Origin of the sequence: Sulfitobacter sp. THAF37 (assembly GCF_009363555.1) — a bacterium.
In the GTDB taxonomy this organism is placed as follows: Bacteria; Pseudomonadota; Alphaproteobacteria; order Rhodobacterales; family Rhodobacteraceae; genus Sulfitobacter.
On the sequence record NZ_CP045376.1, the window covers coordinates 23,218 to 40,340 of the forward strand.

At 63.4% G+C, this 17,123-nt stretch carries 19 protein-coding genes; 11 read left to right on the forward strand and 8 right to left on the reverse strand.

The genetic code is table 11. From position 1 onward, the window contains the following. The first annotated feature begins 486 nt into the window (after positions 1–486). A complete protein-coding gene (locus FIU94_RS19450) occupies positions 487–1,269 on the forward strand; it encodes an IclR family transcriptional regulator (protein WP_152467468.1) in 783 nt (260 codons plus the stop codon). On the opposite strand, the gene FIU94_RS19455 is transcribed toward FIU94_RS19450, so the two are convergent. Genes FIU94_RS19455 through FIU94_RS19465 form a run of 3 tightly spaced genes read right to left on the reverse strand, consistent with a single transcriptional unit; the run spans position 1,253 to position 4,224 of the window. After that, complete coding sequence (locus tag FIU94_RS19455; RefSeq protein ID WP_152467469.1) at positions 1,253–2,755, reverse strand: tripartite tricarboxylate transporter permease; 1,503 nt, start codon at positions 2,753–2,755, stop codon at positions 1,253–1,255. The two genes, FIU94_RS19450 and FIU94_RS19455, sit on opposite strands and share 17 nt — an antisense overlap. After that, positions 2,752–3,207: a tripartite tricarboxylate transporter TctB family protein gene (locus FIU94_RS19460; RefSeq protein ID WP_152467470.1), complete on the reverse strand. Its 456-nt coding sequence runs from the start codon at positions 3,205–3,207 to the stop codon at positions 2,752–2,754. Before FIU94_RS19460 ends, FIU94_RS19455 begins: the two co-directional genes overlap by 4 nt. Positions 3,208–3,264: 57 nt before the next feature. Beyond that, positions 3,265–4,224 carry a tripartite tricarboxylate transporter substrate binding protein gene (locus tag FIU94_RS19465; RefSeq protein WP_152467471.1) on the reverse strand — a complete coding sequence of 320 codons (960 nt, stop codon included), beginning with the start codon at positions 4,222–4,224 and terminating at the stop codon, positions 3,265–3,267. 193 nt (positions 4,225–4,417) lie between these two features. Here FIU94_RS19465 and FIU94_RS19470 point away from each other — a divergent pair, with 193 nt between their 5' ends. From FIU94_RS19470 to FIU94_RS19495, 6 genes are read left to right on the forward strand one after another with little or no spacing between them, the layout of a single operon-like run. Continuing rightward, positions 4,418–5,038, forward strand: coding sequence for a flavin reductase family protein (locus tag FIU94_RS19470; RefSeq protein ID WP_152467472.1), 621 nt, complete (start codon positions 4,418–4,420; stop codon positions 5,036–5,038). 3 nt (positions 5,039–5,041) lie between these two features. Continuing rightward, entirely contained in the window at positions 5,042–5,905 is an 864-nt protein-coding gene (locus FIU94_RS19475) for a fumarylacetoacetate hydrolase family protein (protein ID WP_152467473.1), read from the forward strand. Further along, the gene (gene hpaH / locus FIU94_RS19480; protein WP_152467474.1) at positions 5,898–6,701 is read left to right on the forward strand and encodes a 2-oxo-hept-4-ene-1,7-dioate hydratase; all 804 of its coding nucleotides are present in this window, start codon (positions 5,898–5,900) and stop codon (positions 6,699–6,701) included. Before FIU94_RS19475 ends, hpaH begins: the two co-directional genes overlap by 8 nt. A 12-nt stretch (positions 6,702–6,713) precedes the next feature. Next, positions 6,714–7,100: a RidA family protein gene (locus FIU94_RS19485; RefSeq protein ID WP_152467475.1), complete on the forward strand. Its 387-nt coding sequence runs from the start codon at positions 6,714–6,716 to the stop codon at positions 7,098–7,100. An 11-nt stretch (positions 7,101–7,111) separates the two neighbouring features. Beyond that, positions 7,112–7,996, forward strand: a complete 885-nt coding sequence (locus tag FIU94_RS19490) for an amidohydrolase (protein ID WP_152467476.1) — start codon at positions 7,112–7,114, stop codon at positions 7,994–7,996. Then, positions 7,993–8,760, forward strand: a complete 768-nt coding sequence (locus FIU94_RS19495) for an HpcH/HpaI aldolase/citrate lyase family protein (RefSeq protein WP_152467477.1) — start codon at positions 7,993–7,995, stop codon at positions 8,758–8,760. Before FIU94_RS19490 ends, FIU94_RS19495 begins: the two co-directional genes overlap by 4 nt. A 278-nt stretch (positions 8,761–9,038) precedes the next feature. Here the strand turns inward: FIU94_RS19495 and FIU94_RS19505 are convergent, their stop codons facing one another. From FIU94_RS19505 to FIU94_RS19520, 4 genes are read right to left on the reverse strand one after another with little or no spacing between them, the layout of a single operon-like run. Beyond that, the gene (locus FIU94_RS19505) at positions 9,039–9,794 is read right to left on the reverse strand and encodes an enoyl-CoA hydratase/isomerase family protein (RefSeq protein WP_172975971.1); all 756 of its coding nucleotides are present in this window, start codon (positions 9,792–9,794) and stop codon (positions 9,039–9,041) included. A gap of 15 nt (positions 9,795–9,809) precedes the next feature. After that, positions 9,810–10,622: a CoA ester lyase gene (locus tag FIU94_RS19510; protein WP_254702703.1), complete on the reverse strand. Its 813-nt coding sequence runs from the start codon at positions 10,620–10,622 to the stop codon at positions 9,810–9,812. Beyond that, complete coding sequence (locus FIU94_RS19515) at positions 10,619–10,981, reverse strand: MaoC family dehydratase (RefSeq protein ID WP_152467480.1); 363 nt, start codon at positions 10,979–10,981, stop codon at positions 10,619–10,621. The genes FIU94_RS19510 and FIU94_RS19515 overlap by 4 nt, the downstream gene beginning before the upstream one ends. Positions 10,982–10,991: 10 nt before the next feature. Then, on the reverse strand, positions 10,992–11,390 hold the full coding sequence (locus tag FIU94_RS19520) for a hypothetical protein (protein WP_152467481.1): 399 nt from the start codon (positions 11,388–11,390) through the stop codon (positions 10,992–10,994). Positions 11,391–11,668: 278 nt separating this feature from the next. Here FIU94_RS19520 and FIU94_RS19525 point away from each other — a divergent pair, with 278 nt between their 5' ends. The 4 genes from FIU94_RS19525 to FIU94_RS19540 are packed head-to-tail and all read left to right on the forward strand — an operon-like array spanning position 11,669 to position 16,239. After that, positions 11,669–12,574 (forward strand): SDR family NAD(P)-dependent oxidoreductase, encoded by a 906-nt coding sequence (locus tag FIU94_RS19525; RefSeq protein WP_152467482.1) that lies wholly within the window; start codon positions 11,669–11,671, stop codon positions 12,572–12,574. Positions 12,575–12,600: 26 nt separating this feature from the next. Beyond that, positions 12,601–13,752 carry an acyl-CoA dehydrogenase family protein gene (locus tag FIU94_RS19530; protein ID WP_152467483.1) on the forward strand — a complete coding sequence of 384 codons (1,152 nt, stop codon included), beginning with the start codon at positions 12,601–12,603 and terminating at the stop codon, positions 13,750–13,752. A gap of 10 nt (positions 13,753–13,762) precedes the next feature. Next, positions 13,763–14,965, forward strand: coding sequence for an acetyl-CoA C-acetyltransferase (locus FIU94_RS19535; protein ID WP_152467484.1), 1,203 nt, complete (start codon positions 13,763–13,765; stop codon positions 14,963–14,965). Then, complete coding sequence (locus FIU94_RS19540) at positions 14,965–16,239, forward strand: acetyl-CoA hydrolase/transferase family protein (protein ID WP_152467485.1); 1,275 nt, start codon at positions 14,965–14,967, stop codon at positions 16,237–16,239. The genes FIU94_RS19535 and FIU94_RS19540 overlap by 1 nt, the downstream gene beginning before the upstream one ends. Here the strand turns inward: FIU94_RS19540 and FIU94_RS19545 are convergent. Then, the gene (locus FIU94_RS19545) at positions 16,236–17,108 is read right to left on the reverse strand and encodes a MaoC family dehydratase N-terminal domain-containing protein (RefSeq protein ID WP_152467486.1); all 873 of its coding nucleotides are present in this window, start codon (positions 17,106–17,108) and stop codon (positions 16,236–16,238) included. The genes FIU94_RS19540 and FIU94_RS19545 overlap by 4 nt on opposite strands. Between the last annotated feature and the right edge of the window lie 15 nt (positions 17,109–17,123).

Sequence of the window (17,123 nt, forward strand, 5' to 3'; positions counted from 1 at the left end):
GTGGCTTTCGCCGTTGTCTTGGTTCACGCGGACCATATGATTTCTAAGTTTAAGAATTGTTTTCGCCATGCCACTTAATTTGGGCACCGACATTTCCCTACTGGGCTGCTCAGGCCAAACCCTGCTGTCGAAATGTGCACCCCCGGGCGCTGCCAAGTTGTTTGTGGCAGGTGAAGCCGGTAGAGGTCTGGTATGATGATCCCATCTTCAAACGACGCCGCTATTGCCTCACGGCAAACTCCTATCGTCAAGTAAGGCTGATGCACTTGGCCTCTGGACCGACTTTGCCTGCGAGATGAGCGCCTAAGCGGCTTGGATCAGGCTGCACCCGGCCAAATCAAAGTAACTTGGCAACGCCGATCGTGCAGCTAGGGCGGGCCGAAGAGAAGCGGGGATTACGGACCTCTATCTGGCGGGACTGTATAGCTTCCCGGCGACAAAGTAAGAACTGCGGGGTTGAGCCCATAAAATGTAGGCCGGTAAACAATGGATAAGGATAAAGAAAAACAGAAACGGAGCGGCACCCAGAGTGTATTCCGTGCTTTTGACATTCTTGACTCCATTGCACGGTCATCGCCCTCAGGCGCATCGCTCAAGCACATCTGCGAGACCACAGGGCTGACCAAGCCGACTGTTCACCGGATCCTGGTGACGCTGCAAGAGCGGGGGATCGTCGAAAAGCAGCCGGACCTGCGGTATTACGTGGGGCGGGAGCTGACCCTTCTTGGTCTTTCGTCGGAACTTCGGCGGTTCCGGGAACTGGCCTCGCCAGCACTCAGTAAACTGAGCGACGCCATTGGAGATGCGGTCTTTCTTTCGGTTCGAAGCGGGTTAGACACGGTCTGTGCCGACAGACGCATTGGCTCCTTTCCAATCCAGGTGCTTTCCATTGAGATCGGATCACGGCGCCCCCTTGGGATCAGCGCGAACAGCGTCGCGATCCTGTCGCGTGTGTCCCGTACCCAGGCCGATGAGGTGCTGGCCCAGAATGTCGACCGGCTGCGGGCCTATGGCGTGCCGATGCAGACCCTGCACGACCGTATTTCCGAAGCGCGCCGACTTGGCCATACGGTCCTGCCCCGCGCCATTGCCAAGGGGACCAGCGCCATCGCCGTTCCGATCACCGATGTGCTGGGGCGGCCCGTCGCCGCGATCAGCACCATCTCCATCTCTTCCCGTCAGCGCGGCGCACGGGTGGCCGAGCTTGTCGAATTGCTTGGAACCGCGGCCGACGAGATCTCGCGCGCGCTGGCTACGACGCGGAGCTGAGACCGCGCCGCCGCGCCTTGAGCACCACCGGGACCACCAGCGCCAGTGCGACGAGGCCAAGGCAGATCACCGAGACCGGAGATGACACGAAGGCCCCGAAATCGCCGTTGCTGATGAACAGGGTGCGGCGGAAGTTCTCCTCGACCAGCGGGCCGAGGATGTATCCCAGCAGGATCGGTGCGACCGGATACCGGAAAAGCGTCATCACGAACCCGAGGATGCCGAAGGCCACCGCGACGAAGACGTCGAAGACATTGCTGTTCACGCTGAAGACACCGACGCAGATCAGGAAGATGATCAGCGGGTAAAGGATCTGGCGCGGGATGTTCAGGATTTTCACCCAGACACCGATCATGGGAAGCGTCAGCAGCACCAGGATCAGGTTGCCGACCGCAAAGCTGGCGACCAGACCCCAGAACATATCGGGCTGTTCGGTGATCAGGTTGGGGCCGGGCACGATGCCGTGGATGATCATCGCCCCCAACATGAAGGCCATCACCGCATCACCGGGAATGCCGATGCAGAGCGTCGGAATGAAGGCCGCCTGGACAGAGGCATTGTTGGCGGCTTCGGGGGCGGCGATGCCCTCGACCGCGCCGGTGCCGAATTTCTCGGGCGTGCGCGAGACGCGCTTTTCCGTGGCATAGGCGACAAAGGCGGCGATTGCCGGGCCCGTGCCGGGCAGCGCCCCGATCCATGAGCCGATCAGCGACCCGCGGACGGCGGGCATCACGGACTGGCGCGCCTCGGTCCGGGTGGGCAGCATCTCGCGCAGGCGGAAGCTTTTCTTCGGGGGCTGGGCGGCGGGGGGTGCGGCCAGGTTTGACAGGACCTCGCCGATCCCGAAAAGGCCCATGGCCATGGCGACCAGGTTGATGCCATCCGTCAGCTCAAGATACCCAAGTGTGAAGCGGTAGGCGCCAGAGGTGACGTCGGTGCCCACCATGCCGAAGATCAGGCCCAGCACCATCATGGCAAGCCCCTTGACCGACGAGCCGGGCGATGCGGTCGAGGCCGCGACCAGCCCCAGCAGCATGACGGCGAAGTATTCGGGCGCGCCGAAGGTTAGCGCGAACCGGGCCAGCGGCGCGGCAAAGGCGACCAGCAGGAGGATCCCCACCATCCCGCCGAAGTACGAACTGAGCGTGACGATGAAAAGCGCCTGACCGGCCCGGCCCTTGCGCGCCATTGGATTGCCGTCAAGGCAGGTCGCGGCGGCGGCGGGCGTGCCGGGAATGTTCAGCAGGATAGACGAGGTCGAACTGCCGTACTGCGCCCCGTAGAAGATGCCCGACAGCAGGATCAGCCCGTGCACCGGCAACATGTAATAGGTCAACGGCAGGCAGAGCGAGATCGCGGCCAGCGCCCCGATGCCCGGCAGAACGCCGACAAAGGTGCCAAGAACGACTCCGGCCAGGCAGATCAGAATGGCCTGCCAGGTCAGCGCAATCTGGAAGCCGAGTGCGAGGTCATGCAGTACGCTCAAAACCAGTCCCCAATCAGGCTGAAGGTCAGGCCGAAGCCCAGGATGAAGACAAGATATCCGACCGCTGTCAGGATCAGGCCAAGCAAAACGGCCCTTTTGAAATCAAGCTTGTCTTCGGCGAAGGAGCACAGGCCAATCAGCGCGAGGGTCGCGATCAGAAGGCCAGCACCCTCGATCAGAAGCGACCAGACAATGATGCCGGGCAGATAGAAGAAGGCGGGCGTCAGCCGCCGCGACAGGGGATCCTCGGCGCCTGCTTCCTTCATGGCCAGGGCGGCTAGAATCATCAAAGTGATGCCAAGGCCAAGCGGAAAGGCCCCCGGGCCGATATCGTTCAGCTGTCCCAGCCCGTAGCGCCAGCCGTAGATGGCTGCAATCAGACCGATGCCGAAAAGAAAGACGCCGAAAATCAATTCGGCACCGCGTCCGATGGCAAAATACTTGTGGTTCATGTCGGCCTCCCCCGGTGGCAGGGGCGGCACCTCCTCCGGCGCCGCCCCTGCGCTGTCTTATTTGTTTGCGTTCACCTCTGCCACAACCGGACGCCAGGTGTCGTCGATTTCGGTCAGGAAGTCGCCGAACTCGGCCGGAGTCTGTGGGGACGCAAGCGAGCCGAGATCTTCGAACCGCTTTTTGACGTCATCGCCGTTCAGCGTTTCGGTCAGCGCGGTCGAAAGGGCGTCGATCGCCTCCTGCGGGGTGCCCGCCGGCGCGAGCAGACCGGTGAAGGTCACGGCGGCAAAGTCGAACTTGCCGGTTTCCTTTAGCGTGGGCACATCCGGCAGCGCGGGCACGCGTTCGCTGGACGTCACGGCCAGCGGTACGACGTCACCGTCCTTGATATAAGGCAGGATGACCGACATCTGGTCAAAGCTGAACTTGGTTTCGCCCCCGATCAACGACGCAATAGAAGGTGCGTTCCCTTTGTAATGTACGATGCGGAAGTCACTTCCACTGTCGGTTTTCAGCTTTTCGGCGGCCAGGTGGTTGGTTGTACCAGCACCGGGCGATGCCATGAGCAGGTTCTTGTCACCTGCACTTGCCAGCAATTCGTCGATATCGGTGATGCCCACGTCTTTTCGGACAGTCAGCGCCATCGGGGTGATCGACACACTGCCGACTGGGGCAAAATCGGTCTTCCAGTCATAGGCGTCGGGGCGGTTCATCGTCATCGGCGCAAATAGCAGCGGGCCGTTTGCCGCCATGAACAGCGTGTAGCCATCCGCGTCGGCATTCTTGACGTATTCCGCCGCGATCATGCCACCGGCGCCGGCGCGGTTTTCGACCACGATCGGCTGACCCAGCAGCTCTTCCATCTTCGGCGCGATGATCCGGGCCGAAGTGTCGACGTTGCCGCCCGGCGGATAGGGCACGACAAGCGTGACCGGCTTGGACGGAAAATCGGCGGCGAGGCCCGTGACGGGCAGGACGGCCAGAACAACGGCCAGTGCTTTCTTCCAGGACTTCATAAGTACCTCCCTTGCATTTTGTGATCCGGTGCCGCCCTCCTGCGGCGCTCCGAAGCTGTCCCTATGGACGCAGAACCAGCCGTTTCCACGCAACCGAAAAATCCGAAATCTTCCACATAGTGGACCTTTCTGGCTTTTGACCTTGCCGATACGGGCCGCGCGTTCTTGTCTGGTCGTCAAAGGGAGGAGTGCCATGATCGTCAATCCGTCGGATTTGTCGGCTGAGAAGAGTTACCGTCTGCTGACCGGCATTGTCGTTCCACGGCCCATTGCTTGGGTCTCCAGCCTGAACGACGCAGGCGGCGTCAATCTTGCTCCATTCAGCACCTTTACCTTCGTCTCGCCCAAACCGCCGATGCTTGGATTCAGCGTCGGCCGGAAAGGTGCCGAATACAAGGACACCGCCCGAAATATTCTGGCCCGTGAAGCTTATGTGGTTCACATCGCCGACCGCCGTTTGCTCGACCCCCTGCACCACAGCGCCGAAGAAGTCGATGCCGATATCAGCGAGGCCGACATGCTGGGCCTTGAGACCGCGCCCAGCGACCTGATCGACGTGCCCCGGATCGCCGCCGCCCCCGTCGCGATGGAATGCCGCCTGCGCCAGGTGCTGGAATTCGGTGAGACCCGAAGCCGCTTCATCGTCGGAGAGATCCTGCGCATCCACCTGCGCGACGGGCTGATGAAGGACGGCAAGATCGACACGGCTGAGCTTGACCCGATCTGCCGTCTCGGCGGCCCGAACTACGCCACACTCGGAGAGGTCACGACCCTCCGCACCCTGAAACAGACCCCTAAACAGACAGGAGCCTGAGCCATGAAACTCGCCAGCTACACCAAGGATGGAACCCCCGGATTCGGGATCGTCACAAAGGGTGGCATCCTCCCGCTGGACGGTCGCCTCGACGGCATCGCGAACCTGCAGGCGCTGATCGAAACAGACGCATTGGACAAGGCGCGGGCCGTATCCGGCGAAGCGACGCTCGATCCAGCCGATGTCACCTTCACCATCCCCGTGGGCAACCCCGAAAAGATCTGGTGCATCGGGGTGAACTACGGCAACCGCAACGCCGAATACAAGGACGGGTCGGACCTGCCGAAATACCCGTCGCTCTTCGTGCGCTCCCGCCAGTCCTTTGTTGGTCACGATGTTCCGCTGGAGCGGCCCCGCGTGTCGGAACAACTGGATTACGAAGGGGAGATTGCGCTGGTCATCGGCAAGGGCGGTCGCGACATCCCACGCGAGACCGCGCTGGACCATATCTTTGGCCTGACAATCTGCAACGAAGGTACGATCCGCGACTGGCTGCGCCATGGCAAATTCAACGTCACGCAGGGCAAGAACTTTGACCGCTCCGGCGCCATCGGCCCCTGGATCGTGACAACGGATGAGCTGGACCCGAAATCCGAACTGTCGCTGGAAACCCGCGTGAACGGCGAGGTCCGGCAGAAAGACACGACTGCGAACCTGATGTTCCCGTTCGATTACCTGATTTCCTACCTCAGCAGCTTTGCCACCCTGTCGCCCGGCGACATCATCGTCACCGGCACACCGACGGGGGCGGGCGTGCGGTTTGATCCGCCGATCTGGCTGAAACCCGGCGACGTGGTCGAGGTGGAGGTATCGGGCATCGGCACCTTGGCCAACGGCGTCGCGGATCAGGGGACGGGCAATGCTTGAAGATGGTGCCGTCCGCGACATCGCGCAGCAACTGGACAAGGCCGAGCAGAGCATGACCCAGATCGGGCAGCTGTCGCTCACCTATCCTGACATGGAGATGGCCGACAGCTATGCCATCCAGAACGCCTGGCTTGACTTGAAGCTTGCGCGGGGCCGGATCGTGCGGGGCCACAAGATCGGCCTGACCTCGCGGGCGATGCAACAGGCAGTCGGGATCGACGAACCGGATTACGGTTTTCTGACCGACGACATGTTCCTGGAGGATGCGGCGCAGATCGACAGCGCACGGCTGATCGAACCGAAAATCGAGGCGGAACTGGCCTTTGTCCTGCGCCAAAACCTCTCCGGACCGAACTGCACCCTGCACGACGTGCTGGACGCAACCGCTTATGTCACCCCCGCGCTGGAACTGCTGGACGCAAGGATCGAACGGTTCGACACCGCCAGCGGGCGCCGGCGCGGCGTGCTCGACACCGTGGCCGACAATGCGGCCAACAGCGCGATCATCTGCGGCGGGCTGACCGTGCGCCCCCTGGACACGGACCTGCGCCGCGCCAGCGCCATCGTCCTGCGCAACGGCATCGTCGAGGAAACCGGTGTCGCGGCGGGCGTGCTGAACCATCCCGCCAACGGCATTGCCTGGCTGGCCAATCGCCTGCACCCCTGGGGCGTTTCGCTGAAGGCGGGGCAGGTGATCCTGGCCGGGTCCTTCATCCGCCCGATCGACGCGCGCAAGGGCGACACCTTCACCGCTGACTACGGGCCGCTTGGCACCGTGTCCTGCCATTTCATCTGAGGAGGAGCGAAGATGGGCAAACGCCGCAGCATCTATCTGAAGGAATTCTCGCACAAGAACCCGATCCCGGCGGCGGCCGTGGTGGACGGGCTGTTGATGAGCGGGATCATCTATGGCCTTGATCCGGCAACAGGCAAGGCGGCTGAGGGGCTGGAGGAGCAGACTCGCCTGATGTTCGTCCACCTGTCGCGGATTCTGGAGGCGGCCGGCATGGGGCCGGAGAACGTCCTGAAACTGGATGTCCTGCTGCTGGACCGGTCGCAGCGCGGCCCGCTCAATGCCGAATGGGAGGCCATGTTCCCCGATCCAGATGACCGTCCGGTTCGGCAGGCAATGCAGGCCGACCTCGACAACGGAAAGCTCATCCAGTGCAACGTGACCGCCTACGCGGCGCCGTAAGGAGACAGATCATGCCCGATTATTACCCGTTCCATCCCAACCCGCGCCGCCCGGACGTCCTGCCGCCCGCCGGCACGATCGACAGCCAGTTTCACGTCCTGGGTGATCCCGCGACCTATCCGACCCGTCCCGGTGCCGCCTATCACATGCCTTCGGCCACCTGGGAACGCGCAAAACACATGCATGACCAACTGGGCATTTCCCGCGGGGTCATCGTGCAGACCACGACCTACGGCGCGGATCATCAGGTGGTGCTGGATGCGCTCGATGCCCTGGGTCCGAATTACAAGGGCTGCGCCAATGCGCTGGTCTTTGCGGAGAAGGACGACGCCTACCTGCAAAAGCTGAACGACGCCGGGATCAACGGCGCGCGTTTCAGCTTTCGCGAAGCCCTCGGCGCGGTGCTGAGCGACGACGACTTCAAGGCGGCCGTCAACAAGCTGCGCGACATGGGCTGGTACATGAAGGTCCAGCCCGAACAGACCGGCATCGCCCAGCATGTCGAGAAGTTTGCCGATGTCGACATCCCGATCCTGATCGACCACATGGGCCGGGCGGATGCCTCCAAAGGTGTGAACGACGAGAACATCGTGGCGCTGAAGAAGCAGCTCGATCGCGGCAATGTCTGGGTGATGCTGTCGCTTGGCGAAAAGGTCTCACTCACCGGGGCGCCCTATGACGACGTCGTGCCGCTGGCACGGACGCTGATCGAACATGCGCCCGAACGCTGCGTCTGGGCCACGGACTGGCCGCATCCGGTGTCCAAAAAACAGCCGCCGAACGACGCCGACCTGCTGGACCTGTTCTATCGCTATGCCCCCGACGAAGCGATGCGCAAACAGATCCTGGTCGACAACCCGGCCAAGCTCTTCGGCTTCGACCCGGTGGCGTCATGAACAAACGACTTTCGCACGTCGTCGCAGAGGCGAGAGCGCAGGATCGCCCCTTGCTCAACGGCTGGATGATGACCCCCGAACCCGCCGTGCTTGAGGCGATGGCGGGGCACGGCTGGGACTGTGTGACGCTCGATCTGCAACACGGGCAGATCGACCTGACCCAGGCGCGGACACTGGCCCGCACGGCCTTTGGACTCGGCGTGCCGCTTCTTGCGCGCCCGGCCTGGAACGACGTCGCGATGATCTCTCGGCTATTGGATGACGGGTTCGAGGGGATCATCTGCCCGATGATCAACTCGGCCGAAGACGCCCGCAGGCTCGCCGCCGCCGCCCACTATGCCCCGCGCGGCGAACGCAGCTTCGGTCCGGTTCGCGCCCGTGTGGCTTTTGGTGCTGACTACTGGAAAGAGGCCTCGGACAATCTGCTGATCCTGGCGATGATCGAAACCCGCGAGGCGCTCGCGGCGCTGCCAGAGATCATCGCCGTCGACGGTATCTCGGGTGTCTACGTCGGACCTGCGGATTTGAGCCTGACCATGATCGGCCAGCCGACAGGGGAACCGAATGATCCTGCGGTCATCGCTGCTGTGGACGACATTCGCCAGAGGGTACAACAGGCAGGCCGCTTCGCTGCAGTTCACAACCTGACCGTCGATCACACGATGAAAATGGCCAGCAATGGCTGGGATATGGTCACCGGTCCATCCGACATAGCCCTTCTGGCCAATGCATCGGTGGAAGCAGTTAGTCGTATCAAGGTTTAATGGCCATGTATCATCGGTAGACCGCGATCACCCACCCATAAATCCTCGATGAAATCCTTCTGCAGGTCGAGCGCCGCTTCCCGCTCGGGCGTCTCCGGCTCAGGCTGCCCGCGCCCCATAGGCAATGATGGCGCGCGAAAAACGATAGCCCTCCGGACCGGCATCGAAGATGGAATCAGCATACCAGACTTCTACCTGCTTCACCTGACACAAACACCTTGACGCTGCCCTTGAGGCGGACCTCGACCACGGATATCCAGGGGGTCGGCGCGGACGGTTTAGCGCGCCGACTTCGCCAGAAACGCCTCTCGCGCTTCGGTATGTTCGGGCGAATTCAGCAGCTCGATATAGGAGGCCATTTCCCGTTCGAGATGCGCGTCCAGATCCCCTGACGCTGCCGTCAAAAGCCGCTTCACATGACCCTTTGGCGCTTGTGTGAACCCCGCCATGTCCCGCGCGATCTGCCGCGCCTGGTCCAGCAGGTCGTCGCGAGAAGCCAGCGTATCGACGATCCCAAGGCGGGCCGCCGCCTCGGCCTCGACGATGGAGGACGACAGCAGGATGCGCCTGGCCCCGGCATCCCCGATCCGACGCGGCAGGGTAAAGGCCAGCGCCAGGTCCGGTGGCAGGCCGACACGCCCGAAAGAGGCCGAAAACCGCGCCTTGGTATCCGCCACGACATGATCGCAGCACAGGGCCAGCGAGAACCCCGCGCCGAAGGCCGGCCCGGTGACCGCCGCAACCACGGGCTTGGTTCCGGCGATCAGCATTTTCACCACGTCGTGCAGGATCTGCATCCGCCGCCGCGCAACAACCGGATCGCCCGTCATGGCCGAAATATCACCGCCCGAGCAAAAGGCCCCGCCCGCGCCCGAGATCAGCAACGCACGGACCTCCGCATCCGTCTGCGCCTCTGTCACGGCGTCACGCAAGGCGCTCCGCAGGTCGTCGGTCAGCGCGTTCTTTTTCTCGGGTATGTTGAATGTGAGGTGGAGAACTCCGCCCTCCTCCTGCGTCTTGATAAGGCTCGTCACCAGAAACTCCTTTGATCAGATACGGTTGGCGAGGATGGACCTGGCGCGCGCCAGGACCGGCGCATCGACCATGGCCCCGTCAACCGCCACCGCCGTTCCGTCCGAGGCCGCCAGAACCTTCTGCGCCCAGACAATTTCGCTCTCGCTCGGGGCAAAGCCCGCACGTGCGGCGGCAATCTGGCGGGGGTGGATCAGCAGCTTGCCGCCAAACCCCAGCATCGCCGCATGCGCCGCGTCATCGCGCACCGCCGCCTCGTCGGTCAGTGCGGCCGTGACACCGTCAATCGGCACGGGCAGAGCGTTGAGCCTGGAGGCGATCACCAGATCATGCCTGGGCCGCAGCAGCGCCAGCCTGTCGTGCTGGCAGCCCAGATCCGCGCAGAAATCGACCGAACCGAAGACCAGCCTGTCACCGACGTTGGCAATCGCCGCGACATTCGCAAGACCAACCGCCGTTTCGATCAGCGCCAGCCTTGTGACACCAGAAGGGACCGCATCACCAAGGGCACGCAGGTCATCGCCGCTTTCGCTCTTGGGCAGCATGACCGTGGCCAGCGGCAGCGCGGCACAGGCCATGAGGTCCTCCTCATGCCAGGGTGTTCCCCGGGCGTTGATGCGCAGGATGACGGTTTTGCCGCTGTCCCGCAGCAGGTCCGCCTGATCGGCCAGGGCATCGCGGGCACCTGCCTTGTCATCGGCGGCGACGGCATCCTCCAGATCGAAGACGACCGCATCATGGGACGCCGCCAGGGCCTTGGCAAAACGGTCCGGCCGGTTCGCAGGAACGAACAGGGGAAAATCGCAGGGCGGCATGGCGCGGGCGATCATGGCGCCCGGTCCAGGGTCAGAACGCCGGACAGGACGACCGTGCCGTCGTCCTTGCGGACCCAGACGTCATAGCCGTTGTCCGAGGCCTCGCCGCCCGCCGTGATCCGTTCACCGACCTTGACCGGCGCGGTGAACCTGATGTCGATCTCCGCCGCGTGGTCCGGACCGAAGCTCGCCTCGACCGCGTTAAGCAGCAGGTCCAGCGCCATCGCGCCATGCGCAATGGGCGCGCCAAAGGGCGTACCGGCGGCGAAGGCCGGATTTAGGTGCAGCGGGTTGAAATCGTTCGACAGATCGGCATAGGCCCGGGTGATCCCGGCGCTGGTCTGCAAGCTTTGCTCGGTCAGTTTGTCGGTCATGTCATCCCCCTCATGCGGCCCAGATCGAACGGATGGTGCCGGTCATGACAACTTCTCCGCCGCTGCGCGCGGTGATGCCAAAACGGACCCAGTTCCGGCCCTTCCTGACCTCCTTGTCCGCGCAGGACACGGTGACCGAGACGCGATCCCCCCACTGGGCCGAAGATGGCCGGAACGAGAGTTGCTGCGAGGCGTGGACATTGCCGTCGGGCCGGGGCTGAATGGCGGCGATATAGGCCTCCATCATCGCGGTCACGAGCATGCCCCGGGGCAGCCGACCCGTCGAGGGCCCGAAGACCCGGGCCCAGTTTGTCCTGCGACCCTCGTCCATCTGGATGTCGATCGTTCCAAAATCCTGACCCGGCGCGAACCTATCGAAGGTCCATAACTTGTCATTCTCCTCAGGCATGACCTCTCCTCCTTGACCGCTTTCCGATTTAAAACGTCCGGCTGTCCGGTTTTGTTCAGCCTGACTGTCGTTGCCGAGAAAATCAAGTGGATAGTGGCGCGCCACACGGCCTTCGACACCCTGTGATCTCTTTTTCCCTTTTATTGTAGATCAATCTGAAGCCGCGTGCTGAACCGGGCATGGACGATTGTTGTGCGCATTCAGGACCCGGCCTCGCAATGCATACTTGAATATCCCGACTGTCCGGCTTAATAAAAGATGAACGAGGGAGGAATCTTGTGCTTCAGGACAAAACTATCATCGTAACGGGCGCCGGTGGCGGCATTGGGCGGGCACTGGCCCTCGAATGCGCCAGGGCAGGCGCGGCAGTTGTCGTCAACGACATCGGTGTCTCCCTCTCGGGCGAATCCGACGATCTGGGCGCGGCAGAAAAGGTGGTCAAAGAGATCGAGGCGTTCGGCGGTCGCGCCGCTGCCTCGACGCACAGCGTGTCCGACCCGGGCGATGCGCAGAAGATCGTGCAGACCGCGATCGACGCCTTCGGACGGATCGACGGGGTAATCAACAACGCCGGCATCCTGCGCGACGGTTTCTTCCACAAGATGAGCCATGTGAACTTTGATTCCGTGCTCAAGGTCCATCTCTACGGCAGCTTCAACGTCAGCCGCGCCGCAGCGCCGCATTTCAAGGACCAGGGCTCGGGCGCTTTTGTGCACATGACCTCGACCTCGGCGCTGATCGGCAATTTTGGCCAGGCGAACTATATGGCCGCCAAGATGGGCATCGCCGCGCTGTCGAAATCCATCGCGCTGGACATGGAACGGGTCGGGGTCAAATCGAACTGCATCGCCCCCTTTGCCTGGAGCCGTATGACCAGCTCTCTCCCGACCGACACGCCGGAGCAGATCGCGCGGGTCGAGAAGTTCAAGCAGATGGTGCCGGAAAAGATCGCACCGCTGGCGATTTCCCTGCTGTCGGGCGACGAACGGGCGCCGTCCGGTCAGATCTTCTGCGTGCGCAACAACGAGATCATGCTGATGAGCCAACCGCGCCCCGTCCGCTCGGTCCATTCCGGCGACGGCTGGACTGCCGAGAGTGTGCTGGACCACGCCCTGCCTGCCATGGCCGCGCAGTTCTATCCGCTGGAGCGGTCCGAGCATGTGTTTACTTGGGACCCGGTCTGACCGCCCCCTAGCCGACAGGAAAGAAGATGAGCGACGATTATGACATGATCCGGGACGAGGTGCGCAAGCTCTGCGCGCATTATCCCGACGAGTACTGGCGCAAGCTGGATGCCGAACGGAAATACCCGTCGGACTTCGTGGATGCGCTTACCAAGGCGGGATACCTCTCCGTTCTGATCCCTGAGGAATATGGTGGCACGGGTCTGGGCCTGTCCGCCGCCGCCGCGATCCTGCAGACGGTGCAGGAAATGGGCTGCAACGGTGCCGCCTGCCATGCGCAGCTTTATGTCATGGGGACGATCCTGCGCCACGGATCGGAAGAGCAGAAGCAGAAATACCTGCCCGGCATCGCCGCCGGGGACCTGCGCCTTCAAGCCTTCGGCGTCACCGAACCGACAAGCGGCACCGATACGACCTCCATCCGCACCTTCGCGGCGAAGGACGGGGACGAATATGTCGTGAACGGTCAGAAGGTCTGGACCAGCCGCGCCGAACATTCGGACCTGATGATCCTGCTGGCGCGGACGACTAAGAAGGATGAGGTGTCGAAGAAGACCGACGGCATTTCCACCTTCATCGTCGACATGCGCGACATCCCGAAGGATCAGCTGGAAATCCGACCGATCCGCACGATGATGAACCACAATTCGACCGAGATCTTCATCAAGGACATGCGCATCCCGGCCAGCGCGCTGATCGGCGAAGAGGGCAAGGGCTTCAAATATATCCTGACCGGGATGAATGCCGAACGCCTGCTGATCGCCTCGGAATGCGTGGGCGATGCCAAGTGGTTCATCGAACGCGGCGTGAACTATGCCAAGGACCGCCACGTCTTTGGCCGCGCCATCGGCCAGAACCAGGGCATCCAGTTTCCCATTGCCAAATCCTATGCCGCCATGCGCGCGGCAGAGCTGATGGTGCAGGAAGGCGTGCGCAAGTACGAGGCCGGAGAGAACTGCGGCGCCGAGGCCAACATGGCCAAGATGCTGGCCGCCGATGCCTCCTTCGAGGCGGCGAATGCCTGCATCCAGACACATGGCGGCTTCGGTTTTGCCGAGGAATACGATGTGGAGCGGAAGTTCCGCGAAACCCGCCTCTATCAGGTCGCGCCGATCTCGACCAACCTGATCCTGTCCTTCATCGCAGAGCATGTGCTTGGCATGCCCCGCAGCTACTGAGGAGCCCGTTATGACCCGCCGCGCCGCAATCGTATCGCCCCTGAGATCGCCGATTGGCAAATTCGGCGGCGCCTTCCGCGACCTGCCGGTCGAGGATCTGGGCGCCCAAGTCGTCAAGGCGGTGGTCGCGCGGTCGGGCATCGACCCGACGCTGATCGAGGATCTGGTCTTTGCCCAGTCCTACGCCAACAGCGAAACCCCCTGCATCGGGCGCTGGCTGGCCCTGTCGGCCGGGCTGCCGATCGAGGTGCCGGGCATGCAGCTCGACCGGCGCTGCGGCGGCGGTCTGCAATCCATCGCGACGGCCGCCATGATGGTGGAAACCGGCGTCTGCGAGGTGGTCCTCGCCGGTGGCATCGAGAGCATGAGCCGGATCGAATTTTACGCGACCGACATGAGATGGGGAAAACGGGCCGGGTCGGCCATGTTCTACGACCGGCTTGACCGGGGTCGCGAACGGTCGCAGCCGGTGGAAAGGTTCGGCATGATCTCCGGCATGGTCGAAACGGCTGAGAACCTGGCGCGCGACTATCAGATCAGCCGGGAGGATTCCGACCGGTTTGCCGCGGCAAGCCATGCGAAGGCCGCCGCCGCCTGGGCCGATGGCCGTTTCGCCGAAGAGGTCGTGCCGATCACCATTCCGCAGTGCCGGGGCGAGGATGTCGTTGTGACCGAGGATGAAGGCATCCGCGCGGACTCGACTCCCGAAAGCCTGGGCAAACTGCGCGCAATCATGAAAGACGGTGTGGTCACAGCCGGGAATGCCAGCCAGCAGAACGACGCCGCCGCCGCCTGCCTGATCGTGGCCGAGGACAAGCTGGCAGAGCTGGGGCTGACGCCCGACGCCTTTCTGGTCGGCTGGGCCGCCGCTGGCTGCGAACCCTCGCACATGGGCATCGGCCCGGTCCCCGCAACCCGCCGGGTGATGGCGCGGAGCGGGTTGTCGCTGGGCCAGATGGACCTGATCGAGGTGAACGAGGCCTTCGCCTGCCAGGTGCTGTCGGTCCTTAGCGAATGGGGCATTCCCCAGGATGATCCGCGACTGAACGTCAATGGCTCCGGCATCTCTTTGGGCCATCCCATTGGCGCAACGGGCAGCCGGATCATGACGACGCTGCTGCACGAGATGCCCCGCCGCAAAGCCCGCTACGGGCTTGAGACGATGTGCATCGGCGGCGGTCAGGGCATGGCCGCGATTTTCGAGAGCGCCTGATGCCCCGGATCATCGAGGCGGACACCCTCGACCTGTCCGAACTGATCAGACCCGGAGAGACCGTGACCTGGGGTCAGGCCTCGGGAGAGCCGCTGACCCTGACCCGCGCGCTGATGGCGCAGCGGCGTGACTTGGGCGGGATCAACGCCTCTGTCGGGGTCGGCTGGCACGATACGATAGACCCGGCCAACGCCGATCACGTCCATTTCACCGCCTATTGCGGCACCGGACGGACGCGGCTGCTTCACAAGGCCGGCAAGCTGGATATTCTGCCGGTGCATTATTCGCGCTTCGCGGATTACCTGCCGCCGCGCATCGACGTGCTGATGCTGCATCTGGCGCCGGGGCGCCAACCCGGAACCTATAGTTTCGGACTGGCCTGCGAATATCTCTGGCCGCTGGTGCGTAGCGCACGCCTCGTGGTGGCCGAGGTCAACGACCAGGCATCCGCGACCCCCGGTCTGGTCGAGATCGCCGGGCGTGATATTGACGTGATCGTGCCCACATCCCGGCCGCTGCCCCCTCCCCCGCCGGTCACGGTCACGGACCAGCATCGTGCCATCGCGCAAGTGATCGCAGGACTGGTGCCGAACGGCGCGACGCTTCAGGTGGGTCTTGGCGCCATTCCCGCCGCCATTCTCGACGCGCTTGACGGACACAAAAAACTGGGCGTTCACACGGGGCTTTTCGTCGACGGATTCACCCGCCTGATCGAACGCGGAGTCATCGACAACAGCCGGAAAGGGATCGACACGGGCTATTCGGTTGCGGGGCTGATCACCGGCGCGGACAAGACGATCCGTCTGTGCCATGAGACCGATCAGATCCGTCTGGCCCCCACATCCTACACCCACGACCTGTCCCGGCTTGCGGCGCTCAATGCCTTCACCTCGGTCAATTCGGCGATTGAGGTCGATCTGACGGGGCAGATCAATACCGAACTTGCAGGCAAGGCCTATGTCGGCGCGGTCGGCGGAGGGCCGGACTTCGCGCGGGGGGCGGCCCTGTCGCAGGGGGGGCTGCCCATCTGCGCCCTGCCCGCCGCGCGCGAAGGGCGCGACGGGTCGCTTGTGTCGTCCATTGTACCGGCGCTGACAGGGCCGGTCAGCATTTCGCGGGCGGATGCGGGGATCATCGTGACGGAATACGGCGCGGCGGATCTGCGGGGCAAGACCCTGACCGAACGCGCCAGGGCCATGCTGGGTGTCGCCCACCCCGATCTGCGCGAGGACCTGAACCGGCAGGCGCAGTCCGCCGGGCTCCTGTCCGGCTAGTAGGTCGCCGTCGCGCTCATTGCCATGCCGCCGCCGGGACGTTCGGCCCACAGGGTGTCGGTGTCGCCCTCCGCCCGGACGTTCAGCGTAAAGGGTTCGCTGTCGAATAGCGGGCTTGTGCCCCGGAACTCATAGCTCTGCATCGGCGCCCGGTCGCGGCCCGCCCGCGAAAACCCCGCCAGCAGCGTGGCGGTCAGCGGTCCGTGTACCACCAGACCGGCATAGCCTTCCTCGGTGGTCGCATAGGCGCGGTCATAGTGGATGCGATGCGCGTTGTAGGTCAGCGCGGAAAAGCGGAACAGCGTCACCGGATCGGGCATCACCGATGTCGACCCCGTCGCGCCCTCGGGACAGTCCGGCGCCTTGGCGCGGCCCTGCGGTCCGGTGGCCGCCTCGCGATAGACGATGTCCTGCTCCTCCTCGCGGCACAGCCGCCCGTTCTGCAAGACGCGATGCAGGACCCTGACGATGCCGAGCGACCCCGAGCGCCCGGTCTTGAGGTCGACAGACAGGATGATGGAGTCCTTGGTGGCCTGTTCTCCCGCAACAAGCGTGTCGTGAAACGTCAGCCGGCTACCGCCCCACATGCGGCGCGGCAGATCGAACGGCGGCAGAAAGCCCCCGGTCTTGGGGTGCCCGTCATGGCCCAACTGGTGCGCGGAAGCCGAAGGGTGGAAAAAGCACCAGTGCCAGGTCTCATCCACCGGGTCGCCAGCGGCGACCGCCGGGTCCATCGCAAGGAAGGCGCGCAACCGCGACAGCACCGACAGGTCCAGCATGTCGGTCGTGGTTTCTGTCCGCCCTTCCCAGGCCTTGAGCGTTTCGAGATCGAGTGTCCGGGCGTTGTCCTGCACGTGCGAACCTTCCATTTTCTAATGTACCTC